Raw genomic sequence first — 23,367 nt, 5'->3', positions numbered from 1 at the left:
AGAAGAAGGCTAAAGGATAAGTGAAAATCTCTTCCTTACTAATGACTAATTAATTTGTTAATTTGTGTAGTGTATGTATAATTATGCGTAATGTTGAGAGCTTTATGTGTAAATTTTTCTTTGCTTTTTGTGAAACCACTTACGTTTGCATAGCTAGTGTTAACTACCTGTGTTTATTTTATTTTAATTTTTCTTGTTAGAAGGGTTTTACCAACTAAAAAGCAGAGCTTAAAATCGCTGAGATAGCGGGATATAAAGAAGTTAAGCATTGAGTACGCCCCTACCCAACGAAGTCTATTTTTCATAGAACACTAATTAATTTTATAAACAAAAACAATTTGGAGGAAAACAAATGAGCACATCAAATGCAGTTACAACCAGTGCGGATGTAAAAAAAGTGGATCTCGTTATTGCTATAGATACCAGTGGATCAATGTCAGACGAAGCAAAGGCTATTAGCGAAGCCATTGAAGCTGCTATAACAGACGCGAGGAATTCGTGCCCTTCTGACTTGCGAGTAGATTATCTAGGAATTGAAGGTACGTTTGCTGATACTAAATTTAGTGAGACAGTAAGGGACTACCTAACGAAGAAAGCAGGAATAGATTCGCAATCACTAAAAAGCCGAGTTAAGGACTCCCTTCAGGGAGCAGGGGCCCAAGAAGATGGTGCGCGTGTGATAGAGGATATAAGTGAGCATTATAACTGGCGCGAAGGTGCCGAGCGTGCGATATTTTTGTTACAGGACGAGTCGTTGGATGGCGGTAATAATGTAGTAACGCCTGCAGCCATTGAAGCGAACGATAAAGCTATTGAGGTGGCTTTGAAAAACGAGGTGAAAGTACATACCTATTTGGGTACGCCAGGTAAGGGCCTAAATTATCGTTCAAAGAAGGATAAGGAGGACATGATTAGAGAATTTAAGCGTCTCGCACTCCGAACGGGCGGCGACCATAACATTTATATTAACGGCTTACCAGATTTTGTAAAAGTATTAAAGGATACGATATGTGCCAGTAAAATACCTCAGGAGATAAGTATTGAAGAAAAAGAGAAAGAAGCAAGTGAAGTGGATGGGAAACCTCCTGTTGATAAGCTGGTAGAAGAGCAGCTTACCGAGAAACAAAAAGAAGATATCAGTTGTACCGCTCTTTGCAATGAACTGCCTGAAGTATTGAAGGCTGTTGATACGCTGACGGCGTTTCTAAAACGATTTGAGGCAATTTGTAAAGGGCATACAGGTGTAGACGCAGGCAAAGAAGATAGCGATTGCAAATGTCATGAGAAAAAGCCGATTGAGAAAGAAGAAAAACCAGTAGAAAAGCCGGTTGATAAACCTAAAGAGGAGAAACCGGCAGAGAAACCAAAAGAAGAAAAACCAGCAACTCCGCCAACACCTACGTATGGTGAGATCGATCAGATTTTTGCTATTACTTATTATGATAATGCTTTCCAGGGTAACCAGGCCGATAATGGGGATATCTACGTTCATAATGGAGGCAATGGCGAACGGATTCGTAAAGCAATTGACAATCAACATGGACAGGGCTGGAGCAATGCAACCACCTCTGACGGTACACATTATTTCGGTTGGCAGACAAACCAAATTTACCGCCGGAAGGAAGGTCAGGCTTTTGAATATCTTAGAGGCCTATCGGGAGGAAACGGAAAGGACGCCTTCGCTTTTAGAAAAGATGACGTAGGGTTTTTCTTTTCTGCAAGAGAGGGAGGGAAGATCTATACCTTTAAGCATCCGCAGACAACGTATAGTACAGTTCAGGTAAGAGGTGCCGCCGGTAATCCGATTCAGCCTTTCGGTAGTGGAACAGGTATTATCGATATTGCTTTTGATGCAGACGATCGTGCTTATCTTTTAGATTCAAGTGGTCGGACGTGGCGAGTAGAAAATACGCATGGAACAACATGGGAGGCTAAATATCTTTGTCAATTTGCTACTGCCGGTGAGGCCGGAGAAAATTGCACCTATTTCGGTTTGGCTTTTGATAGCCATGGTGGTGTATACTTAGCAGGCGGTATCAGAGGAGCAGGTGGAGCTAAACGTTTCATCGCGAAGTCAAGCTTTTCATCGCCGGATAAAGTGGAAAAAATATACGATGGTGGCTGGGGTAGCGCCTCTTATGGAAACCTTTCGTCCCGAGCTTATCCTAAAATTGCTTAATTAACTAATTAGAAGTACCTGATGCTGCTGTCGGTTGAACTGCCTATGGTTTGACCGACAGTACTCAAATTACAATCGTAAATGAACGTATTCCGTACAGTACTCGTCGTGATCGAGACCTATAGTTAATATTAATATTATATTAATTTAACGCATACCTGCCCGAAATTAAGTGAATAATTTTTTACTTGACGGCAGAATAAGTTTGTGCGTTGCTTTTTCAACGTGTTGTTTGTTAGTGGTTTTGTTGATGTTAGAATCTTGAACAAAGAAAACTGAACAAGTTGAACATTTATTCTTTTTACAAATTTAGTTAATTTAGAATAACGCGGATTATAATTTCTGATTGGTCGTAAATTCCGTGAGAGTCGGTTTTCTTCACTAAATTATGAGATACTATGCATTCTTTTTCAGCAATATGCGAACTTTATCAGCAAAAAAGAGATTCGTTAATGTTCCCGCTTACCCCCTCAAATCTTTACGGATCTATCAATTATTTTTTGGATTTACCTGGTAAAAGGATAAGACCTGCCCTCTGCTTGATGGCCAATGAATTATTTACTCCTATTCGATCCGATAGTTATAAAATAGCGCATGCAATCGACCTCTTTCATAATTTTACGCTGATACACGATGATATAATGGATCGATCTCCTCTGCGCAGAGGTCGCGCTACCTTACATACAGAATATGACGAAGGTACAGCCATCCTCGCTGGCGATACGTTATTTATTTATTGCTATTTGTTACTCAACAAAGTGGACTTAATTCACCGAACGCATATTGTCGAATTGTTTTCAGAAACGGCCAAACAGGTTTGCGAGGGACAGCAGATGGATATCGATTTAGAAAAGAAGGAAATGGACGCTGTATATTATGCCGATTACCTGGAAATGATCACCAGGAAGACATCGGTACTGTTGGGCTGTGCAGCTCAGTGCGGAGCTGTTATGGGCGGTGCGAATGAGCAACAACAGATCAGTTTGTATGAATTCGGCAAGAACATTGGTATTGCTTTTCAGATACAGGATGACTATCTGGATACCTTTGGTTTGACCGCCCGGACCGGGAAACAGGTAGGGGGCGATATCTTGGAAAACAAAAAAACGGCGTTGCTGGTCAAAGCTTTTGAAGTGGCCGACTTCAAACAGAAAATAATGTTAAAGGAAGCTTTCTTACAAACGGGACAAGATAAAGTCCAAGCCGTTATAAACAGTTATAAAGCATTGGAGGTAGATCAATGGGCCACCAAAGCGATCGAGTCATATACAGCAATTGCCTTTGGTAATCTAGAAGAGATTGATGTGCCTGTTTTTAAAAAGGAAAAGCTGATGGAATTGGCGAATTCCTTATTAGTAAGACAGTCTTAAATAGGTAAATCTACAATTATATAATCACTGTCAAATTGTACGCCGTTATGAAGAAAACCAAGTTGTCTTTGCTCGACCAAATCAATAATCCCACCGATCTTAAAAAGTTGAAAAGGTCGCAACTTCCCCAATTATGTGACGAACTAAGGGAATTCATAATCGAAACTGTAAGCAGGCACGGAGGACATTTCGGAGCCAGTTTAGGTACGGTTGAGCTAACAGCTGCCCTGCACTATGTTATGAATACGCCCTACGATCAGCTAATTTGGGATGTAGGGCATCAAGCTTATGGTCATAAAATCCTAACGGGGAGACGTGACACTTTTCATACCAATCGTAAACATAAGGGCATCAGTGGCTTTCCACGCAGAGAGGAAAGTGTATACGATGCATTTGGAACAGGCCATTCTTCGACGTCTATTTCTGCCGCCCTCGGTATGGCGCTCGCTGCCAAACTTAGTGGACAGCACGATAAGCAGCACATTGCGGTGATAGGTGACGGTGCCATGACGGCAGGTATGGCTTTCGAGGCACTCAATCATGCCGGTGCGTCAGATACCAACTTAATCGTTATTCTAAATGATAATTGCATGTCCATTGATCAGAATGTCGGAGCTTTAAAAGACTATCTGACACACCTGACCTTAACAGGAACTTATAACAAGTTCCGTAAAAATGTAGGAAAAACGATTACGAAATTACCACTGGTTGGGGAACGATCTAAAGAGCTGCTGCATAGAACAAAGTCGGGAATCAAGAGCATGCTATCCGAACAAGCAAATTTTTTCGAGGCGTTAAATTTGCGCTATTTTGGGCCACTGGACGGACACGATGTATTGAAATTAGTGGAAACATTGCAGTACATGCGCCATATTCCGGGCCCTAAATTACTCCATGTAATTACAACCAAGGGTAAAGGTTATGCACCGGCAGAACAGGAAAAAACATTATGGCATTTTCCCGGACTTTTTGATAAGGTCACGGGGAAGATACAGAAAGCGATCATTGATGGACCGCAACCTCCCAAATACCAAGATGTGTTTGGACATAGCGTGGTCGAACTCGCCGAGCGCAATGATAAAATTGTAGGTATTACGCCTGCCATGCTATCCGGTTCTTCTCTCAAATTTATGATGGAGAAAATGCCCGAACGAACCTTTGACGTAGGCATATGTGAACAACACGCGGTAACTTTAGCTGCTGGACTAGCTACGCAGGGAATGACGGTATTCTGTAATATTTACTCATCCTTCATGCAAAGAGGCTATGATCAGCTCGTGCATGACGTCGTGTTGCAACAGCTACCGGTTATTTTCTGCCTTGATAGAGGAGGACTGGTAGGGGAAGATGGCGCTACCCACCATGGCATATACGATATTTCCTATTCGCGATGCTTACCGGGCCTAATTATCAGCGCTCCCATGAATGAATCTGAATTGCGAAACCTGATGTATACTGCGCAACTTTCCGGACTCACACAGCCTTTTATGATCAGATACCCGAGAGGACAGGGAGTAATGCCTAATTGGAGAACCCCATTCCGAAAAATAAAGATCGGCACCGGTCGGAAAATTCGTGAGGGGCGGGACCTCGCCATCCTTTCCTTTGGTCACCCCGGGAACTTCGCCCTGGAGGCCTGTGAAGAATTGGAGGCGGATGGAGTGAATGTGGCACTGTTCGATATGCGATTTGTGAAGCCGATTGACGAGCATCTTTTGCACCATGTTTTTCAGCATTACCGACAGCTGATCACCGTTGAGGATGGTACAATAATCGGTGGGCTGGGAAGTGCGGTATTGGAATTTATGGCAATTAATAATTATCACGCCGATGTACGGATATTAGGCGTTCCCGATCGTATCGTCGAACACGGTAAAGTAACTGAATTGCATAAGGAATGTGGCTTTGATAAAGATGGAATCAAAGCGGTTGTAAAAGAAATGCTTCAACAAGAACGGATCATACAAAAGCTGGTCAAACATGAAAGTCTTTGATATTCCAACCGCATATAAAAGTGAAATGGTTACGGCTATTAAAAAGAGCAGGCAGGAGCGTGATCATCTAAAAAAGGACTTCAGCCCTTCTATTCTTGATTTTGGAAAAGTTCGAATTAACCTGGCACGTCACTTCGGTTTTTGTTATGGTGTGGAGAACGCCATTGAAACCGCATACACTGCCATACAGGAAAACCCACATAAGCGGATTTATCTATTGAGCGAGATTATCCATAACCCACACGTAAACCAAGCCCTTCAGGAAAATGGCGTTAAATTTATTATGGATACCTATGGCAGACAGCTTATTCCATGGGAGGAGATAACGCCCGCGGATGTAGTCATTATACCAGCCTTTGGCACAACGGTGGAAGTAGAGCAGATGCTAAAGCAGAAGGAGATCAACCGGATATATTACCGAAGTAAGTGTCCATTTGTCGAAAAAGTGTGGACAAGAGTATCTCAAATAGCGGATAAAGGTTATACCGTGATTGTGCATGGAAAACCCGACCATGAAGAAACGAGAGCTACTTTTTCGCACAGTAGAAGCATCGGTGCTTCGATGGTTATTAAAGACCTAAAGGAAGCAGAACTATTAGCCGACTTCATCAGGAATCGAAGGCCCCCAACTGATTTTTATAGCCTATTTGAAGGAAGGTATTCCGAGGGCTTTCATGTCACGCAAGATCTAAAGAGAATCGGTGTAGTAAATCAAACTACTTTACTTGCTGACGAAACTCAACAAATAGCTGATTTTTTGCAACAGACCATGGTCGAACATTACCAGTTGACAGATGATCATATAACGGATCACTTTGCCAATATGCGGGATACACTCTGTTATGCCACGCATGACAACCAAAGTGCCGTAACAGAAATGCTCTCGCTGGATGATGCCGATCTGGCAATTGTAGTAGGCGGGTATAACAGCTCTAACACATCTCATCTTGTAGAATTATGCGAAGCAAAGCTGCCTACTTATTTTATTTCTGCTAGTGAAAGCTTACTGTCAAAGACAGCGATAGAACATTGGGATATTCACCATCAGCAATTAAAGCTGACGAAAGACTATTTGCCGTCGGATTCTGTAGTAATACATTTAACAAGTGGTGCATCCTGTCCGGATATTCTGATTGAAAATGTGATCCGTAGGTTGCTTTCTTTTTATCATCTGTCGTTCGATAATTGGCAGATTGCAAGTAAGCTTAAAAATAAATAATGTTATTGACATTCCGAAAATAATCTTGTTGGATATTATACTAAACACAAAACAAAATGGAAAAAATTTTTCGTCAAATTCGTTATCCATTCTCCTTTGGCATTTCGCCTTTTGTCGAAGAAACCCATGATGAAATTTTCAACTGGATTAGTAGCTTTGGACTTCTTTCTACGGAAGAATCGGTTCAGCGTTATAGAGAAGAAAAATATATTTGGTGGGCTGCCAGAACCTTTCCCTTCGCCGATAAAACCGGTTTGTATCTGGTAGGATGCTGGACGGCTTTGTTTTTCATTGCTGATGATATGATGGTAAATCCAAGCAATCATAACGAAAAAATTTTAACATCCCTGAAGGATGACGTAATCGACATTCTTATTCATCATAAAACGGTACCGATGCGTATCGGCAATAACCTTGGTGCTTGCTTTAGTGATCTTTGGCAGCAAATAAAGCAACATACGGATCAAGATTGGCAGCGATGGTTTGTGGAAGAGATGTTAAAAATGCTCAAGTCTTGGCAAATGGAAGCGGAGCTGATTAAAACGGAGAAGGGGCTAAGTCTAACGGATTATATGAAAATGAGGCCTTATTTTTCCGGTGGTAATGTGTGTTGCTGCTTGCTCTCCTTGGCAAGCAAGTTTAGTTTTCCTTTTTATGTCTACAAGCATCCTGTGGTCCAACAAATGCTGCTGATGGCAGTTAGAACGGCTAGCTGGGCTAATGATATTCATTCCCTGGGCAAAGAACTCAACAAAGAGGGAGCAGAAAATATAGTGATCATCCTGGCAAAAGAAAAGAAGTTATCCTTTAAAGAAGCAATAAGGGAATCCCTGCATATACATGATGCTGATCTAATGCGCTTGCAGGAATTGGAACGTACTCTTCCTTCATTTGGTGAAGAAATGAATCGTGAGCTAACTCGCTACATCCAGTCGATAAAAGCACTGATTAGTGGCAATCACGAATGGGTACTGTACGATACCAGTCGCTATAAAGATACAAAAGAGATAATGGAAAAATTGGAGGCTTAATCATAGAAATAAAGCGAATCTGATTGATGCCTAATGAATTTTCTTATTTATAATTTTATTCGGATGATATGGTGTTGCTAATGAAGATCAATGTTCAAAAGCTCTTTGGTGCAGTCATTTGGGGGGTAGGTATCTTTGCTTTTGCATTGGACCTAGCTCCCCCAAATGCCGCGTATATTTATAGCAATAAAACGAGTAAATCTTAAAATTATTGTAATTCATGCTTGTAAATTTTTATATTGTTTTCTAACGATGATATGCGAGTTGTTGAGGTAACAACCAAACTTTTGCTTCTAAATATTGTCTTATAAAAAACATCGCAAGTTTAATGAGCTGATACGATAATACAAGAAATATGAACGACGTTGGAAGAGTAATCACATTTTTAGCAGGTTTGGGAGCTGGAATAGCTATTGGGATATTATTTGCACCCGATAAAGGTGAATATACAAGAGAAAAATCAGCTAATTCAATGAAAAACCTGGCACAAGGTTTTCGAAAGCAGGCGGTAGATCAAATCGAACATTTCAACCATATGAAAAGCGAGTTGACAGAAGCCATTAAGTCTAAGTTAAAAAAGGAACCTTGGGAAATAGAAGGGCAAACGGACGAGCATGCTTGGATATAAGTCCTTTGTACTTAGCGATTACTAACATCGTGTTCCGATAGCCCGCTTTTCCATAGAAGCTATAAACACGAGAGTTCTATGCTGTTATGAAGACAGAAGCAAATGATTTCTTTCTTGTAGGAATAGGCGGATCGAGTGGCGGGATACAGGCCATGCAGACCTTTTTTGAATCAATGCCCTTTCTTCCTAATATTGCCTTTGTTGCTATCACTCATTTATCGCGTGGGTATGCCAGTAATTTGAGTGCTATTTTAGCACGTTATACGCCTTATCGAGTTATCGCAGTGAAGGAGGATGTGCAGCTCGCATCGGGAAATATATATGTTATTACCGAAGATAGTTATTTGGAATGTGCTGACGGAAAGCTGTTGAAAAGGCCGCGGCCAAAGGAATCAGACATTAACAGGGCCGTTGACATCTTTCTTCTTTCTCTTGCCGAAACGTTTCGAGAACGCGCCATTGCTGTTATTTTATCAGGTGGGGGCAATGACGGCTTGAAAGGGGCTGTTGCCGTTGAAAAACGAGGCGGTCTGGTCATGAGTCAGAGTCCCATTTCTTCGCAATTCCCTCAAATGCCATTGGCTGTGATCAGGGATAATAATCCCGCTGCTGTTTTAGAGCCGGCAGCACTGGCTGAGGCGGTTGTTCAGCGTGTTCATGAGAAATCTACTAACAGAATCAGAAAATAACTGAAGCGGAGTAAATCTTTATTGGTTAGTCGGGATTGGAATGCAAAATTCAAAGCATAATCCTTGCGAAATGTTACGAGAAACAGCTAGCTCTTCGCCATAATATCGCTCCAGTCTTTTGGCTGTGTTTGAAATACCAACACCCTTACGCTGAAAGAGTTGTTCGAGGGATCCGGTGTATGCATTGCCGGTATTATTTACCTTAATCCGGACCTTTTGCTCTTTACTATACACGAGATCTCTATCTCTCCTCCCTCCAATGCCGGTTCAATGCCATGTTTTACAGCATTCTCAACCAGCGGCTGCAACAACATTGGAGGGATCTGTACTTGAGGGACGTTGGGGGCTTCAACACTTTGATCCTGCTCTGTTTCTTCGTATACATCGGTCGGTAATTATCAACTTGGCTCATGTGCGTGAGCTGTATAAAGATATTCATAGAACCTTTATCGTATTGGATAACGGGGTGGAATTGAGCGTGGGAAGGAATTACCTTCCCAATGTCAAAAGTCTGATTATTTGATTTTATACGTAGCGGTTAGAAGATGGCGTCCGTCACTGCCATCTAAATAATGGTGAAGTACCAGGGTGTTCGCATTCGTCGCTGCCACAACATAAACCCGTGCCTTTTGTTGATCATCGGTCATCGTCAGTTCTTTCGTGGAAGGCATATATTTCCAGGTGCCGTTTTCTTTTTCGACCTCCTCCTCTTCGTCACATTTGTCACTCCCAAGATGCCGGTATATTTTATTGTCGTTACGGAATATAATGGCATCGTCTTTATCACAGGGATCAAGCTTTGGCAAAATATCCGTCTCGGTTTCACCATCTATATCCCAATCGATCCCCGGCTCGGCTTTAAAATCAGTGAGCACCCAATATTTATCAGTAAAAGAACCGTCTAGGGGATGGGTGTCATTGTTGTCAAAATGATTCTTACTAAGGCCGGATTGGCAAGCAAACCCCGTATAGAGTACGGCGATGATCATAGCGATAGCAATGATCCGGGCAATGTTTTTCGTCTTTTTATCCATATTGAAAAATGTTAACAATCAAAAATAGTTTCGGTGATTCGTTCTTCCTTTTATTTTCTACGAAATGCACAAATAGCGGACGAAACGCTTAGGTGAGCCTATTAAATTTCGTTGTGCCGGAAACATTTATGGCTAAATCCGAAGCCTCATGAAGGCGTCCGTCAATTTCGTCTTTAAGTTTATTTAGTTGAGGACAAAAGAACATTAGCTTGCTTGAATTGTTGTATAAGAACATTTAGCCGAGTTGATTTTGAGGGCTCTACCTGAAAATTACCGGCTATACTTAACATGGAAGATAAAGAGAAAACGGAGCATGGCACGGACGGTAAATCTGACGACCAAAGTAGGCAGGGGCACCCATCTGTGCGTCGTGGCAACGCTACGTCAAATAGCTTATCAACCCAAAGGCGATTCAAATTATCGGACGAAACCTACTATAATCTTTTTAATTCCATAGATGAGGGCTTTTGCATAATCGAAGTGATTTTTGATCGCCAAGAGCGTCCGGTAGACTATCGATTCATAGAAGTTAATGAACCATTCGAGCAACTGACAGGAATTGTCGATGCTGAAGGGCGACGAATGCGGGATATCGCTCCATTGCATGAAAACCTGTGGTTTGAAGTCTATGGTCGCATCGCATTGACCGGCAAACCGGAACGCTTCCAAATGGTCGCAAGTCAATTGGATCGCATTTACGACGTATACGCCTTTCGAGTGGGAGAACCGGCAGATAATCAGGTGGCCATCCTTTTTAAAGATATCACCGCTCAAAGGCGTGAAGATTTGGATTTGGCCGAGCTTGCCGGTATGGGAGAGCAACTTTCCCGCGCCGATAGTGCGGAGGTAGCCCTTGCAATCTTTTGTGAAAGATTGGGGAATTACTTAAACCTCGGCTTTTGTGCATTTGCAGAAATTGACCAATCAGAGCAACAGGCAACCGTTGTACATGAGTGGCATAGAAAGGGCTTTCATTCGATAAAAGGTGTGTATGCTATTGCAGACTATATTTCGCCCGGTTGGGAACAGGCCATGCGAGCAGGCAAAAACTTTATTGTAGAAGATTTAGAAGGCTCAGCCCATCCCGGCTTTGAACGATATGCCACGCGCGGTATTGCCTCTTTCATCAGCATTCCGCTGATCCGTAACGGCCGGTGGTTGTGTATGGTTAATCTGTACGATAGTAAACCCCGTAAATGGCTAGATACTGAGATTAAACTGGGCAACGAATTGGCAAATCGCTTTTGGAATCGATATGAAAGACTACGGGCAGAGGAGGCGCTGCGAAAATCGGAAGAGAGTTATCGGGCAATCGTTAATCAAAGCATCGTGGGAATCCTTCGGCTGAATTTTCGAGGCGAAGTTGTTTTTACAAATGATCAGTTTTGCAAAATGCTGGGTTATAGTCCTTCAGAAATGATGAAATTAACGGTGCTCGATTTGATATATCCTGAAGATTTGGAACGCAACAATCTTCTCTTCAGTAGAATGGTAGCAGAAGGTACTCCTTATGAGATTGAGAAAAGACTAATTTGTAAAAATGGATCCTTGATTTGGGTCAATAATCACGTATCACCAATTTTTAATTCGGATGGGAAGCCGGAGTCTGCGGTGGTAGTGTCAGTCGATGTTACCAGACAAAAAGCAGTCGAGAAAATGAAAGACGATTTTATAGGTGTGGCTAGCCATGAATTGAAAACACCGCTTACTAGTATAAAGGCTTATACTCAGTTATTAAAAAAAAGTACGACAGACGATACACCTGCTTCTTTTATCAATAAACTGAGCAAGCAGGTAGATCGGTTAACAAGCCTTGTGAACATGTTACTTGATACTTCTAAAATTTCGGGTGGACATCTGATACTGCATTTGGCTGAGGTCAACCTGAATGAGTTGATTGACGACTGTATTCAAGACTTACAGCCCATCAGTATCGATCACAAACTGATTTTTCATAAAGAGAAAATTCCACACCTGATCGCAGATAAAAATCGGATCAATCAAGTGCTGACTAATTTAATTTCAAATGCAGTTAAATATTCTCCTGAAGGTGGAGCTGTGCATATAAAGGCGACAGATATGGGTTATGCCGTCAAAGTAAGTGTACAAGATTACGGAGTTGGTATTGCGGCTGAAGACCAGTCAAAAATATTTAATCGTTTTTTTCGGGTAATTAGCAAGGGGAACGACAATATATCAGGCATTGGACTAGGCTTGTATATTGTCTCCGAAATTGTTAAAAAACATAATGGCATATTAGGCGTAGAAAGCGTTCCGGGACAGGGTGCAACTTTTTTCTTTGAAATCCCGTATCAAAACTAGTAAAAAAGCTAGAACATTTTCCCTGTACACACTGTTCTAGTGTAAACAAATAGCTATCTTATGAAAAATAGGTTGATTTTATGGGCGGCCGGTGTTATACTGGCCCTTAGTAGTTGCGGTAATGCTTCCAACAAGGACGCAAAAGAAACCGCCGACAGTATTAACGAATCCATGGCAGACACGTCGACAATGTCCACCGATACAACTGCCGCGCAAACAGAGGATGCGAAATTTGCTACCGAAGCGGCAAGCGGTGGTCTTGCTGAGGTAGAATTGGGAAAACTAGCCGAGCAGAAGGCTTCCGACGCAAAAGTTAAGGAGTTTGGGGCTATGATGGTGAAAGATCATTCAAAAGCCAATGAAGAGTTAAAGGCGCTCGCTGCAAAGAAGAACATTGCGCTTCCCGCAGCGCCTGCAGAGGAGAAGCAAAAGAAGATGCAGGAAATCTCCGCAAAGACAGGTGCCGACTTCGATAAAGCTTATGTGGAAGAAATGTTGGCGGATCACAAAAAAGATGTGACACTTTTTGAAGAAGCTTCCAACAAGGTGCAGGATCCGGAGATGAAGCAGTTTATTGATAAAACACTACCCGTACTGCGCACGCACTTAGATCATATCCAAAAAATTGCAGAGAAAAAATAGTGTGATAAAGTCCCCCATAAAGCGTCTGACTTTTTGGGGGCTTTGCAGTCCAAGGGCACTTCAACGCCTTCCTGCCTATGCAAAGTAATCTGTTCCATCTACTTGATCTGCTTTTTACAGTCATCCACATCTTAATAATTGCTTTTAATCTTTTTGGTTGGATATGGAAAGTAACGCGGAACTTCACTTTTATATGGTGTGTTTAACGGCATGCTCATGGTTGGTGTTAGGGTTCTGGTTCGGATTTGGCTATTGTCCCATAACAGATTGGCAATGGCAGGTGAAGGATAAGTTGGGCGAACGTAACTTGCCCAATTCATTTATTAAGTATGTGTGCGACAAACTTTTCGATAGCAGTACAAATGCTGAATTCATAGATATAATTACAGCAGTATGTTTTGGCCTAGTCGCAATTTTGTCCGTCTATTTCAATTTTTTCCACAAAAGGTCGTTGAAATAAATAAGCAAGCCTTATAATTAATGAGCGAGTGATAAAACTTGCCCTAGTTTACTGGATTACTCCGCTATGTAGAACGACTGGCTAAAGGCTCCGTTAGCGGCAACATCCCAAGCTTCAAGGCGTACCCATGCGCGTTTATCAAGCTTGGTCTTAAACCGGAGCACCTGCGAACCAAATGCTTCTGTTTTAGTTAAGTCGATCCTTTCCCGGTATACCTGCTGTCCATCGCCGGAGATAACTTCTACAAAATTCATGGGAAAAGTCCAATTTAGTGCCAGTTCGATGGTGGCCATTCCTGAATTATCGAGCGTTATAGTTTCACCCGAATGTTTACCGTTGATGGTTAAGCGTGGCATCAATACCTCGCCGGTTGTAGTGAAAAATCGGCCCTTTTGCATACTGTTGAGTATGGGATCCCAACTATCGGTAAACTTAGGTAGCGAGTCGAGCATCAAATAATTCACATTCATGTGAGCATACATCTCGTTTTCGGGCGTTATCGTAAAAAGATCGGCTTCAGCAATAACGGTTTTTTTTAAGCCCCAGTTATTCATATCATCCATTAAATCCAGCACGCGTTTGCCTAATCTTGGCGAAGATAAATCGGCGGGCATAGGCTTCCAGGCGGCACCCATAAAGCGATCCGATTTAAAAAAGTCCTCATTTTTATAAAGATCGGGTGTGTTTACCGAACCTTTAGTGCGTGCATGAGCAGTCCATGCAAGGCCCTGCTCTTGCTCGAGAAGCTTCAACATGTCTTTCTTGTCTCCAATATGGTATATTTTTCCATAGGAAGGATGGTTTTCTGAATAGGCCACTCCGTTTTCACGAGACATAATCCAATAAACTGGTTTAGGGAAGAGAGCAAGCCAGTGTCCCCCAAAGAACTCATTGGGCTCTTCCCCCGGAAGTAGAAGAAAGCGATCATCCGATAAGCGTTTACATTGTTCAAAAAGAGCATGCAGTTCTTTTAACCGTTGTTCATCAGGTCCTTTAGGGTGTGCGGTATAGTGAAACTCTGCTAAATGCACCATGTCAACTCCCATTCGTTTAAACACGGTGACAAAGTCAGGGACTTCCGGGATGGGTTTGTTTGCCAGTACAACATTCATGATGAATTCATTATGAAAATGGCTGGACATGGTTTTATATCCGGGAAGTTTGACATAGGCATCATTGTGCGTGAATTTTTTTATGGCAGCGAAGGCATTGTCTTCATCTTCCGTACTCAACATGCAAAAAAAGTTCAGGCGCTGTTTGGTCCCCGGAGGAGCATTGAACCAGGGAACAAATCGCTTGTCTCCCTGTAGGTCCTGTCGGATTCCGATGCCATATCCATCAACCATTTTCCGATAGTTGTTTCCATACCAGGTAAATTTCAAGTTGAAGGCCTCATCCAATGGATAAAAGTATTGATGTGGAGCAGGAAACAGTGCCAAAATACCTTCTTTTCCCTTTGCGGCAATGCTGCGATATTTAACCGCCACGTTTTTGGAAGTATCCGTAGCAATCATATCCGTAGTTTGCAGGCTATCCGCTGTGTTAATCCAGGATATACTTTTCCATTCCGGCTCACGACTTACCAAACCGGCGTCATAAACAATGGCAGAAGAATCCGCATTTGTAGACATGACCGCGGCAACATTAAAAAGTGGGCTACCATTATAAAAAGTAATCTCAAGGTCGCCACTAAAGCGATCGGCCTTAAGCGAAGAGATTTTTACTACGGTTCGACTACCGATGGTTTCCACCGTCGCGTCGGATTTTTCTAGTTTTACTTCATGCGTGTTATAAGGCTTTTGGGGCACTTTATCAAAAAAAATATTCCAGCCATTCTGCGAGACTAAATCCCGCTTACCGATAGTCAGAAGAAAAGATGGATCCAGATTAGATGAGATAAGTTTGCTCACTTTGCCTTTCGTCAGCAAAATACGACTGAACAAGGGTTTCCCTGCTTGCATATTAAGTTCAACCTGGCCATAGTGGTTATTCCCGGCAGGCCATTTTATTGCCAATATATCATTGCGGTAGTTTAAATCCGCGCCGGCCTTTTTGTCGAATTTTTGGCGGTTTACGGTTGGTGTTTGAGCCAACAACGTGTTTGTATAATAGACTAAGAGGAGGCTAACAATTAGGCAGCTGCGCATGTGAATCACTTATAATGGGTTTATACAAAAAAAGGAAAATCGATTTTATCCACAAAGGCAATGCGTTTCAAAATTTCGATAATCCGTATCAACAACCTGCATAATGTCGAAAATATCATAGATAATTCAACAAAAGACGCTCGCTCACTAATATATCTTTTGGAGACAGTAGATAAAAAAGTTATATTTATGGCATATAAAACCAATGGGTATTAGGTCTATTGGTTTGCCGATTTGTAAACTTAACTCTATTACAATGAACAAAGCTGATCTTATCACAAAGATTGCCGCGGATGCGGGCATTACAAAAGTTCAGGCAGAAAAAGCCCTGAGCAGTATCACTAATTCGGTTACTACAACCTTGAAAAAAGGCGAGAGCGTGTCGTTGATAGGCTTCGGAACCTTTACAGTGGGCCAGCGTGCCGCCCGTAGCGGACGTAACCCCAACACTGGAGCCGTTATTAAAATAAAGGCTACCAAGGTCCCTAAATTTAGGCCCGGTAAGTCACTTCGTGAAGCCGTAGCCTCAGCAAAAACGAAAAAATAAGACCCTGCGGACTTATTTCATGTGGTCCGATCTAATGGAATCGGACCACATAAACACCGATACGCTTACCATTCCATCAATTGCCTGAATCATACCTTAACTTTAGGTTTTCTTGAGAACAATGAAAAATAATTTAGATATTGTGCTTTCATTTTAAGAGACGCGCCCATGGTCTACGATGTAGTCTTGAAAAACATAAACAAACACATTTCACTGGATACGGATGAAATTTCCTACTTTACCTCGCTCTTGAAAGAAAAGAAAGTTTCCAAAAGGGCTATGATCTTAAAAGAAGGGCAGGTATGTAAAGAGATCAGCTTCGTTAAATCGGGTGCTTTGCGGGCATATTACAGAGATAAGGCCGGGAAGGAATCAACCATTATGTTTGCTATCACGGATTGGTGGGTTACCGACATGTTTTGTTTCGTAAATGAGCAGCCTGCCATGCTTAATATTGAAGCAATAGAAGATAGCGTTGTGCTACAGATATTAAAAGCTGACCTGGATAAATTGTATATCAAAATTCCGAAGTTCGAAAGGTTTTTCAGAATAATAATGCAAAATGCATACATCAGGGAACAGCTTCGAGTCATTCAAAACCTCTCGCTCCCCGCTAACGAACGATATAATCTTTTCTTAAGCAAGTATCCTGAGATCGTGAAACAGGTTAAACAAAAGCAGATTGCTTCCTACTTAGGTATTACACCGGAATTTTTGAGTATGCTGCGAAGAAATAAAAGAACAAAAAGGATTTCTTAAACTACATTATTTTTTTTCTTACGTCCGTTCAGTTTTTTTGTAAAAAAATAAAAAACTATGCTCATACTTATTGCGGGTCCTTACCGAAGCGGAACCAATGATGATGTAAACCTAATGCGGCAAAATTTAAATAAGCTTGAATCGGTCGCTCTACCACTCTTTAGAAAAGGCCATGTCCCTATCATTGGCGAATGGGTCGCACTCCCTCTTATCCATCTTGCAGGCTCTACAAAACCGGGCGACGAAGCATGGGAGGAGGTGCAATATCCGGTGGCTCATCGCCTACTTGAAAAATGTGATGCCGTACTTCGGATAGAAGGGGCATCCAAAGGCGCAGATGAAGATGTGCGAATTGCAAAAGAAAGAGGATTAAAGATCTACTATCATATCGAAGATGTTCCCGATGCAGAGTAATGTGAAAATCCTAAAGACAGAAATCTTGTCTGATAATTGGTATATTTTGAAGAAAATTACCTACGAGTACCTAAAAGGCGACGGGAAAAAACAGGTTCAGACAAGAGAAGCTTACGATAGAGGAAATGGTGCCACCATTTTACTCTATAACAAAAAACAAAAAACGATCATCCTAACTCGGCAGTTTCGATTGCCAACCTTTATAAACGGTAACGAAACCGGCATGTTAATTGAAGCCTGTGCAGGTTTATTGGATAAGGATAATGCAATAGATTGTATACGCCGAGAAACGGAAGAAGAAACGGGCTATAAGGTTACAAATATCACCAAAGTATTGGAGGCTTACATGTCGCCAGGCTCCGTAACGGAGATGCTATCTTTTTTTATAGCAGAATACACGAATGAAATGAAAATCACAGCTGGAGGTGGCTTGGAACACGAAGGAGAAAACATTGAAGTATTGGAACTCTTTTTTGACGATGCCCTCCGTATGATGGAAACCGGCGAAATTAAGGACGGCAAAACGATTATACTGCTTCAATACCTCAGGCTTAAAAATCTTTTATAATAAAAGTAATACAGTGAGAAAATGGAAGATACGCTGGTTTTCGAACAAAATTGCTTGGAAATCGGATTATTCCGACCACACAGCAAGCTCGTAACCATCAGGATCCCTGAAATGAAAGCGCTTACCCCCCGGAAAGTTAAAGATATCCTTCACAAGAACACCTCCGGCGCGTATCACCTTACGCTTACTTGTTTCAATATCTTCTGAATAAAGAACGATTAAAATACTTCCGTTAATTGGCTCGCCGGAAGTAAAGCCGCCATCAACATAGTCACCTTCGAAAGCGGTGTATTCCAGTCCATAATCCGTAAATTTCCAACCGAAACTATCTGAATAAAATTTTTTAGCTCGATTAATATCGGCTGAAAGAAACTCGATATACTGTACCTGCTCGTGCTTTAATTTTTTTTGCGATTGTATCTTAGTCATAACGTCATCTTTTATTATACAAATGTATCCCTTAAATGACAAGATTAATAATTTTTTGAAATAGTGCTATTATATGCTAAATACACAAATAGTCAAAGCTGAATAATATTCGATTTCAAGATAAGTTTTATCTATAGTTTAATTCTGAAAAAAAAGCGTCATATATTATTGACTCACTAAAAAGGATGTATATATTTGGGATCAAAAAACGGGATTAAGGCAACGTAATCACCTTTTGCAGATGTATGATTCGGTTGCTAATAGATCTAAACAGAATTGGTATTTTATGGGAACCAAAATTGTGGTGCTGGAGGATGATCCGGATATCCGTCGGATTATCGCTTTGATCTTACATAGAGAGAACTTTGAAGTACGAAGCTACGCCAGTGCCACCGCATTTTTAAATGAGATATCTGACATGGATGCCGACCTTTTTCTACTCGACGTCAAGTTACCCGATGGTAACGGAATGGATATATGTAATCAGTTAAAGTCGAGTACCCCGACTCGCTGTATTCCCATTATCATGATGTCGGCACATTATAATTTAGCGAAAGCCAGTGAATTTACCGCTGACGATTTTATATGTAAGCCCTTCGATATTACGGATTTCGTGCGCACAATCCGGAAGCATCTAGCTTGATACCTACAAAGACATGTCGGTCTATTTTTGCAAAATTGATACAACAGTTGAAAGAGGGGCTAGGTAATATCTCCAAATGTCTAGACTCGTGTGCTACAATCCTTTCAGAGCCTGTTTTGCTTTCTCATCACTCTCCTGTACGGATGCTTTTCCGGTTTCTATTTCAACTTCTTTCGTGGTAACCGCGTAGGTGTTCGGTCTGATTTCGGAACCATATGCTATCACATAGGCTTTAGTGAATTCTGCACCGAAATAAAGGATCATAGCTGAGTAATACGTCCATAGAAGTAAAATTACAAGAGAACGGGCAGAACCAAAGGCGTCTCCTGCACCGCTCTGGCCAATGTAGAATGAGATGGCGAATTTCCCCAAAATAAACAGGATTGCGGTAACAAAAGCGCCTGTAAGTACATCTTTCCATCGTATACGAGCATCAGGAAGCACCTTGAAAATCACCGCAAAGATAAACCAGATAACAGCGAGCGTTATGACCTGGTTTAATATATAAAAGAATGCAATAGAAACATGCTCATACCGAACGCTCAATCGATCACTGAAGCTGTCCAAAAAGGTCGTTATAAGCAAAGATACCAATAAAATGAAGCTTAAGCTTATAATCACCGAAAAGGACAGGAATCTGTTCTGAAGCATTTTTAACCATCCTTTTTTCGGTTTGGGTTTGATGCCCCAAATGTGATTAATGGAGTCCTGAATATCGGCAAAAACCGTGGTGGCCCCTATCAATAACGTTACGGCACCTATAACAATGGCCGTGGTACTGCTGCCATTGATGTTCGCGTTCTTTATCACTTCCTGTATCTGCAAGGCCGTATTCTTGTCAAGAAAAGTACTCAACTGGCCGTATATTTGATTCTCAGCCGCTTCCCTCCCTAAAAAGAAGCCGCACAAGGCGATAACGAGTACCAATAAGGGAGCCATCGAAAATACGGTATAATAGGCTAAGGAACCACTCATTTTCGTAACGTTATGCTCCATAAACCCGTTGATTGAAGCCTTCAATATCTGAAATGCCCTGGGCATTAACTTCTTTTTCCCCCTTTTTTCCATAAACAAGATGTTAGAAAATGTTGTCCTTTAATTTCAACAATTGAAGATGTCAATGGTTGAGATGAAATTGAACTACTTATCCCAAGTATTCACAGATGCCTGGATATAAAAAGTAGTTGATAAGATTACCTTGTTTCCTGTAGAAAAAATTGGTACAGGTTATTACACTGCCAATACATTGAATCATACATGTCTCTAAATTAAAATGCAATATAGTTGCATATTTGTCGGAATGGGTTTATCTTTGATGTGTGTTTGTTTTAAAGAATATCGCGGACAAGAAAATTATTGCCCATATGCTATTGGCATTAGTGCTGATTGTTCATGTGGCAAAAGTTTTTCATGAACATGCAGGCTGTTTAGCGAGCAGCGACAAACACGGTATCAAAATTTACCAACATCAGGAGGAGTGTAAAATCTGTACCTTTCACTTGCTGGGGAGCGGCGAGTTCTGTGAGTTGCTTTTCACCTTTCTTGTACCTCCAGTAGCGGATGCATTCAATATATTGCCAGTAGATCTTCGCTATTTTAGATGTTGTGACGCCCTTTACCTACGCGGCCCCCCTAGCCGTTATTAAGCAATTTTTCATACATATTGATTAAACCATTCATCTAGGCATCGTCTTGACGCCTTGATTTACATAAAATCAAATTAATAGAAGCCGGAGAAATAGCTGGCATACTTTCAATCGTCGGTCGCCGAGGTTTGGTAGGTCGAGGTTTGGTAGGCCGAGGTGCGAATCATAATGGTTTGTAAGTGCTCGCTATGATCGATCGTTAAAGCAATTGCTTCCTATTCATGCCTTTAATTCGTTTTTAAATACACATAGTTGCATAATTATATCCGTCCGATATTTACGACACATTATAGCTGATTTTCATGAAGTATTCTGAATGTTTTACAAACTGTTCCAAACGGTTTACACAATTCTTATCCGTTGTTATTTTTTTTCTATTAGTTGTTTTTCATCTACCTGTATCTGCTCAAAATGCCAAACCTTCAGACCTGAACGGATTAGTGACCGATTCCGCAAATAAACCAATCGCCGGTGTTACGATCGAAATTCGTGCAAAGGGGACCGTCGCGTCTTCCGACAGCAGCGGTAACTTTGCTATCTCCCGGTCGCAGATCAAATTCTTTACCTTACGACATATCAACTATAAATCTGTGGAGGTTGATGTGGATTCCATTTCCGCATTCTCTTATCATTGGGTTCTTCAACCCAAAGTCAATATGTTGGACCTTATTTCGGTCACGGCCTCTGCCAAGCCAATTGAGCTTAGAAAAATTGCATCCAGTGTTTCTGTTTTACAAAAGGGAGCCCCGGAACTTCGACAGATCCAAACGTTAGATGAGGCACTAGCTTATTTACCAGGTGTTTCAGTCGACCGCTCTCGGGGTTTAACAACTACCGGAACGCATACCGGTGTCATCATGCGTGGAACCGGATCGGCAAATAGAACCCTGATACTGAAAGATGGGGTGCCCATCAACGATTCCTATACAGGAGGCGTCTCTGAATGGAATAGCCTGGCAGGTAATAGCATTGAACGCATAGAAGTGGTAAGGGGGCCAGGCTCTTCGATTTACGGTTCTAATTCCATGGGAGGTACCATCAATCTCGTTACGCAAAGCCCTTCGGATAAGCCTACCCTTGGCGCAGATTTTCGCTACGGTTCGATGAATACCTATCAGGCAAGTGTAAAGGCAGGCAAGCAGTTTTCCGATCGGTGGGGGGCAATAGTATTTGCGGAATACAAGAAAACGGATGGTTATGCTTATATGGCCGACAGCCTCTGGAAGAATTATTATGTAAAGCCGAGCATGAAACTGCTCAATGTGAATGCCAAAGTAGCTTATCATTTCCCGTCTACAGGAACCCTTACGGCCATAGCGGATTACAATCTGCAACAGCCTTTATCGGGTACAACTACCATTTACGACGATTGTAGTGCTGCGGGAAATTACCAGCTACGTTATACCAATCCGGCAGCCCTATACGCTCCGGATGTACTTGTCTACTATAATGTGCAGGATCGTGAGTCGAACGCCATTAAATGGAATCAGGAAAGCAATGCTTTTGATGAGCGCTATTACGATTCACGGGTACCGTTGGACACCTACGGACTGATCGCTAAAGTACATCGCACTTGGGGAGCAAATGTGGTTACGGTGGGAGCGGACATCCGATTTACCGAAGTAGTATCCCGTAAATATTACTACGAACAAGGTATTCAGGATTTTACCGGCAGACAGGATTTCGTTTCTTTCTTCGTTAATGACGATTTGGATATTACAGATCGCCTCCATGCTAACATAGGACTAAGGTATGACCATTGGGCTAACCGAAATGGAAAGTTCTTTGATAATATGTCTGGCAATGATATTGCCATCACGTACGATAACGCTAGTTCCGACATCGTCAATCCCAAAGTAGGAATCAGTTATGACCTACTACGTAACCTGCGTATAAGAGCGGTGTACGCTACCGGATTCCGAGCGCCAAGCAGTTTCTATATGTACAATGCCGCCCCCTTGGGCTCGTCATTCCGTTTGGGGAACCCGCGCTTGAAACCCGAGCGGATGCGGTATTCCTATGATATTGGTGCGGATTTCCAACTATCAGACAAATTGGAGCTTTCCGGTACACTTTATACTTCCCAATACAGTGATTTTCTTGCAGCAGTGCTAATCGATGCGAACGAAGTGCCTGCCTACCTGGATGTTAAGGGACTGCCGGTACGGCAGTATATCAACATTGGAAAAGTGAATCTATGGGGGGCGGAAAGCTTTGCCCGTTACCGCTTAACTTCAGACTTCTCGGTACAGGCAAGCTACTTTTATAATTCCTCAGAGATAAAACGGTACGAGACCAATCCGGAATATGAAGGGAATAATATGAGCGATAACCCATCCCACAATGTGAGTGGGGCGCTCATATTTGATCGCACGAAACTATTTCATCTGAGCCTTTGGGGCCGGCATACGGGAGCTTACTACGGCGATCTGGAAAACACACCGGAAAAAACCATGCCTGCAGTGACAGTTTTCGACATCAGGTTCGGCAAGGCCATCGGCCCATTGACATTGAACGTTAATGTGACTAACCTGTTCGATAAACGCTATTACGGAAGCTATACCTCCCCGACCAGTTATTACTATGCGCCGGGAAGGAGTGTTTTTGCGGGAATATCTTATCAATTGTAAAACAAAAAACTAAAAA

At 41.9% G+C, this 23,367-nt stretch carries 21 protein-coding genes; 17 read left to right on the top strand and 4 right to left on the bottom strand.

Features of this window, described 5'->3' with window-relative positions:
- Window positions 1–352 precede the first annotated feature (352 nt).
- The 8 genes from M1D52_RS20910 to M1D52_RS20875 all read left to right on the top strand — a co-directional run bounded on the left by M1D52_RS20910 (window position 353) and on the right by M1D52_RS20875 (window position 9,633).
- Window positions 353–2,179, top strand: coding sequence for a hypothetical protein (locus M1D52_RS20910; protein WP_437394568.1), 1,827 nt, complete (start codon window positions 353–355; stop codon window positions 2,177–2,179).
- Window positions 2,180–2,631: 452 nt separating this feature from the next.
- Window positions 2,632–3,549 (top strand): polyprenyl synthetase family protein, encoded by a 918-nt coding sequence (locus M1D52_RS20905; protein ID WP_437394567.1) that lies wholly within the window; start codon window positions 2,632–2,634, stop codon window positions 3,547–3,549.
- A 47-nt stretch (window positions 3,550–3,596) separates the two neighbouring features.
- Window positions 3,597–5,543, top strand: coding sequence for a 1-deoxy-D-xylulose-5-phosphate synthase (dxs, locus tag M1D52_RS20900; protein WP_437394566.1), 1,947 nt, complete (start codon window positions 3,597–3,599; stop codon window positions 5,541–5,543).
- Window positions 5,530–6,762: a 4-hydroxy-3-methylbut-2-enyl diphosphate reductase gene (locus M1D52_RS20895; protein ID WP_437394565.1), complete on the top strand. Its 1,233-nt coding sequence runs from the start codon at window positions 5,530–5,532 to the stop codon at window positions 6,760–6,762. The genes dxs and M1D52_RS20895 overlap by 14 nt, the downstream gene beginning before the upstream one ends.
- Window positions 6,763–6,818: 56 nt before the next feature.
- Window positions 6,819–7,793: a terpene synthase family protein gene (locus M1D52_RS20890; protein WP_437394564.1), complete on the top strand. Its 975-nt coding sequence runs from the start codon at window positions 6,819–6,821 to the stop codon at window positions 7,791–7,793.
- A gap of 355 nt (window positions 7,794–8,148) precedes the next feature.
- Window positions 8,149–8,421, top strand: coding sequence for a YtxH domain-containing protein (locus M1D52_RS20885; RefSeq protein ID WP_130856251.1), 273 nt, complete (start codon window positions 8,149–8,151; stop codon window positions 8,419–8,421).
- A gap of 86 nt (window positions 8,422–8,507) precedes the next feature.
- Window positions 8,508–9,110 carry a chemotaxis protein CheB gene (locus tag M1D52_RS20880; protein WP_437394563.1) on the top strand — a complete coding sequence of 201 codons (603 nt, stop codon included), beginning with the start codon at window positions 8,508–8,510 and terminating at the stop codon, window positions 9,108–9,110.
- Between the two features lie 259 nt (window positions 9,111–9,369).
- Window positions 9,370–9,633 carry a LytTR family transcriptional regulator DNA-binding domain-containing protein gene (locus M1D52_RS20875; protein ID WP_437394562.1) on the top strand — a complete coding sequence of 88 codons (264 nt, stop codon included), beginning with the start codon at window positions 9,370–9,372 and terminating at the stop codon, window positions 9,631–9,633.
- Here M1D52_RS20875 and M1D52_RS20870 read toward each other — a convergent pair.
- Window positions 9,626–10,144: a lipocalin-like domain-containing protein gene (locus M1D52_RS20870; protein WP_437394561.1), complete on the bottom strand. Its 519-nt coding sequence runs from the start codon at window positions 10,142–10,144 to the stop codon at window positions 9,626–9,628. The genes M1D52_RS20875 and M1D52_RS20870 overlap by 8 nt on opposite strands.
- Before the next feature lie 288 nt (window positions 10,145–10,432).
- Here M1D52_RS20870 and M1D52_RS20865 point away from each other — a divergent pair, with 288 nt between their 5' ends.
- From M1D52_RS20865 to M1D52_RS20855, 3 genes are all read left to right on the top strand, one after another.
- Entirely contained in the window at window positions 10,433–12,466 is a 2,034-nt protein-coding gene (locus tag M1D52_RS20865; protein WP_437394560.1) for an ATP-binding protein, read from the top strand.
- A 60-nt stretch (window positions 12,467–12,526) separates the two neighbouring features.
- Complete coding sequence (locus tag M1D52_RS20860) at window positions 12,527–13,108, top strand: DUF4142 domain-containing protein (protein ID WP_437394559.1); 582 nt, start codon at window positions 12,527–12,529, stop codon at window positions 13,106–13,108.
- A 163-nt stretch (window positions 13,109–13,271) separates the two neighbouring features.
- Window positions 13,272–13,568, top strand: coding sequence for a DUF2784 domain-containing protein (locus M1D52_RS20855; RefSeq protein WP_437394558.1), 297 nt, complete (start codon window positions 13,272–13,274; stop codon window positions 13,566–13,568).
- A gap of 56 nt (window positions 13,569–13,624) precedes the next feature.
- On the opposite strand, the gene M1D52_RS20850 is transcribed toward M1D52_RS20855, so the two are convergent.
- Complete coding sequence (locus M1D52_RS20850; protein ID WP_437394557.1) at window positions 13,625–15,715, bottom strand: CehA/McbA family metallohydrolase domain-containing protein; 2,091 nt, start codon at window positions 15,713–15,715, stop codon at window positions 13,625–13,627.
- A gap of 256 nt (window positions 15,716–15,971) precedes the next feature.
- On the opposite strand from M1D52_RS20850, the gene M1D52_RS20845 reads away from it, so the two are divergent.
- The 4 genes from M1D52_RS20845 to nudK all read left to right on the top strand — a co-directional run bounded on the left by M1D52_RS20845 (window position 15,972) and on the right by nudK (window position 18,003).
- Window positions 15,972–16,262, top strand: coding sequence for an HU family DNA-binding protein (locus tag M1D52_RS20845; protein WP_041387273.1), 291 nt, complete (start codon window positions 15,972–15,974; stop codon window positions 16,260–16,262).
- A gap of 168 nt (window positions 16,263–16,430) precedes the next feature.
- Window positions 16,431–17,021: a Crp/Fnr family transcriptional regulator gene (locus M1D52_RS20840; RefSeq protein ID WP_437394556.1), complete on the top strand. Its 591-nt coding sequence runs from the start codon at window positions 16,431–16,433 to the stop codon at window positions 17,019–17,021.
- Window positions 17,022–17,078: 57 nt separating this feature from the next.
- On the top strand, window positions 17,079–17,435 hold the full coding sequence (locus tag M1D52_RS20835) for a DUF4406 domain-containing protein (protein WP_437394555.1): 357 nt from the start codon (window positions 17,079–17,081) through the stop codon (window positions 17,433–17,435).
- On the top strand, window positions 17,416–18,003 hold the full coding sequence (gene nudK, locus M1D52_RS20830; protein WP_437394554.1) for a GDP-mannose pyrophosphatase NudK: 588 nt from the start codon (window positions 17,416–17,418) through the stop codon (window positions 18,001–18,003). The genes M1D52_RS20835 and nudK overlap by 20 nt, the downstream gene beginning before the upstream one ends.
- A gap of 66 nt (window positions 18,004–18,069) precedes the next feature.
- Here the strand turns inward: nudK and M1D52_RS20825 are convergent, their stop codons facing one another.
- The gene (locus M1D52_RS20825; protein ID WP_437394553.1) at window positions 18,070–18,432 is read right to left on the bottom strand and encodes a VOC family protein; all 363 of its coding nucleotides are present in this window, start codon (window positions 18,430–18,432) and stop codon (window positions 18,070–18,072) included.
- Window positions 18,433–18,718: 286 nt separating this feature from the next.
- On the opposite strand from M1D52_RS20825, the gene M1D52_RS20820 reads away from it, so the two are divergent.
- Window positions 18,719–19,075, top strand: coding sequence for a response regulator (locus M1D52_RS20820; RefSeq protein WP_437394552.1), 357 nt, complete (start codon window positions 18,719–18,721; stop codon window positions 19,073–19,075).
- Between the two features lie 93 nt (window positions 19,076–19,168).
- Here M1D52_RS20820 and M1D52_RS20815 read toward each other — a convergent pair whose 3' ends face one another.
- Complete coding sequence (locus M1D52_RS20815) at window positions 19,169–20,143, bottom strand: YihY/virulence factor BrkB family protein (protein ID WP_437394551.1); 975 nt, start codon at window positions 20,141–20,143, stop codon at window positions 19,169–19,171.
- Between the two features lie 880 nt (window positions 20,144–21,023).
- On the opposite strand from M1D52_RS20815, the gene M1D52_RS20810 reads away from it, so the two are divergent.
- Complete coding sequence (locus tag M1D52_RS20810) at window positions 21,024–23,351, top strand: TonB-dependent receptor (RefSeq protein ID WP_437394550.1); 2,328 nt, start codon at window positions 21,024–21,026, stop codon at window positions 23,349–23,351.
- Window positions 23,352–23,367 lie beyond the last annotated feature (16 nt).

Source organism: Olivibacter sp. SA151 (genome assembly GCF_054130995.1).
This window is presented reverse-complemented; position numbering and strand designations above follow the sequence as displayed.

What these genes read in the sequence shown, in the direction of transcription:
- M1D52_RS20820 (WP_437394552.1), top strand. Translation starts at nt 18,719, where the DNA reads ATGGGAACCAAAATTGTGGTGCTGGAGGATGATCCGGATATCCGTCGG.
- M1D52_RS20875 (WP_437394562.1), top strand. Translation starts at nt 9,370, where the DNA reads ATGCCGGTTCAATGCCATGTTTTACAGCATTCTCAACCAGCGGCTGCA.
- M1D52_RS20815 (WP_437394551.1), bottom strand. Translation starts at nt 20,143, where the DNA reads ATGGAAAAAAGGGGGAAAAAGAAGTTAATGCCCAGGGCATTTCAGATA.
- M1D52_RS20865 (WP_437394560.1), top strand. Translation starts at nt 10,433, where the DNA reads ATGGAAGATAAAGAGAAAACGGAGCATGGCACGGACGGTAAATCTGAC.
- M1D52_RS20905 (WP_437394567.1), top strand. Translation starts at nt 2,632, where the DNA reads ATGTTCCCGCTTACCCCCTCAAATCTTTACGGATCTATCAATTATTTT.
- M1D52_RS20810 (WP_437394550.1), top strand. Translation starts at nt 21,024, where the DNA reads ATGAAGTATTCTGAATGTTTTACAAACTGTTCCAAACGGTTTACACAA.
- M1D52_RS20910 (WP_437394568.1), top strand. Translation starts at nt 353, where the DNA reads ATGAGCACATCAAATGCAGTTACAACCAGTGCGGATGTAAAAAAAGTG.
- M1D52_RS20845 (WP_041387273.1), top strand. Translation starts at nt 15,972, where the DNA reads ATGAACAAAGCTGATCTTATCACAAAGATTGCCGCGGATGCGGGCATT.
- M1D52_RS20850 (WP_437394557.1), bottom strand. Translation starts at nt 15,715, where the DNA reads ATGCGCAGCTGCCTAATTGTTAGCCTCCTCTTAGTCTATTATACAAAC.
- nudK (WP_437394554.1), top strand. Translation starts at nt 17,416, where the DNA reads ATGTTCCCGATGCAGAGTAATGTGAAAATCCTAAAGACAGAAATCTTG.
- M1D52_RS20890 (WP_437394564.1), top strand. Translation starts at nt 6,819, where the DNA reads ATGGAAAAAATTTTTCGTCAAATTCGTTATCCATTCTCCTTTGGCATT.
- M1D52_RS20825 (WP_437394553.1), bottom strand. Translation starts at nt 18,432, where the DNA reads ATGACTAAGATACAATCGCAAAAAAAATTAAAGCACGAGCAGGTACAG.
- M1D52_RS20855 (WP_437394558.1), top strand. Translation starts at nt 13,272, where the DNA reads ATGGAAAGTAACGCGGAACTTCACTTTTATATGGTGTGTTTAACGGCA.
- M1D52_RS20895 (WP_437394565.1), top strand. Translation starts at nt 5,530, where the DNA reads ATGAAAGTCTTTGATATTCCAACCGCATATAAAAGTGAAATGGTTACG.
- dxs (WP_437394566.1), top strand. Translation starts at nt 3,597, where the DNA reads ATGAAGAAAACCAAGTTGTCTTTGCTCGACCAAATCAATAATCCCACC.
- M1D52_RS20885 (WP_130856251.1), top strand. Translation starts at nt 8,149, where the DNA reads ATGAACGACGTTGGAAGAGTAATCACATTTTTAGCAGGTTTGGGAGCT.
- M1D52_RS20840 (WP_437394556.1), top strand. Translation starts at nt 16,431, where the DNA reads ATGGTCTACGATGTAGTCTTGAAAAACATAAACAAACACATTTCACTG.
- M1D52_RS20880 (WP_437394563.1), top strand. Translation starts at nt 8,508, where the DNA reads ATGAAGACAGAAGCAAATGATTTCTTTCTTGTAGGAATAGGCGGATCG.
- M1D52_RS20835 (WP_437394555.1), top strand. Translation starts at nt 17,079, where the DNA reads ATGCTCATACTTATTGCGGGTCCTTACCGAAGCGGAACCAATGATGAT.
- M1D52_RS20860 (WP_437394559.1), top strand. Translation starts at nt 12,527, where the DNA reads ATGAAAAATAGGTTGATTTTATGGGCGGCCGGTGTTATACTGGCCCTT.
- M1D52_RS20870 (WP_437394561.1), bottom strand. Translation starts at nt 10,144, where the DNA reads ATGGATAAAAAGACGAAAAACATTGCCCGGATCATTGCTATCGCTATG.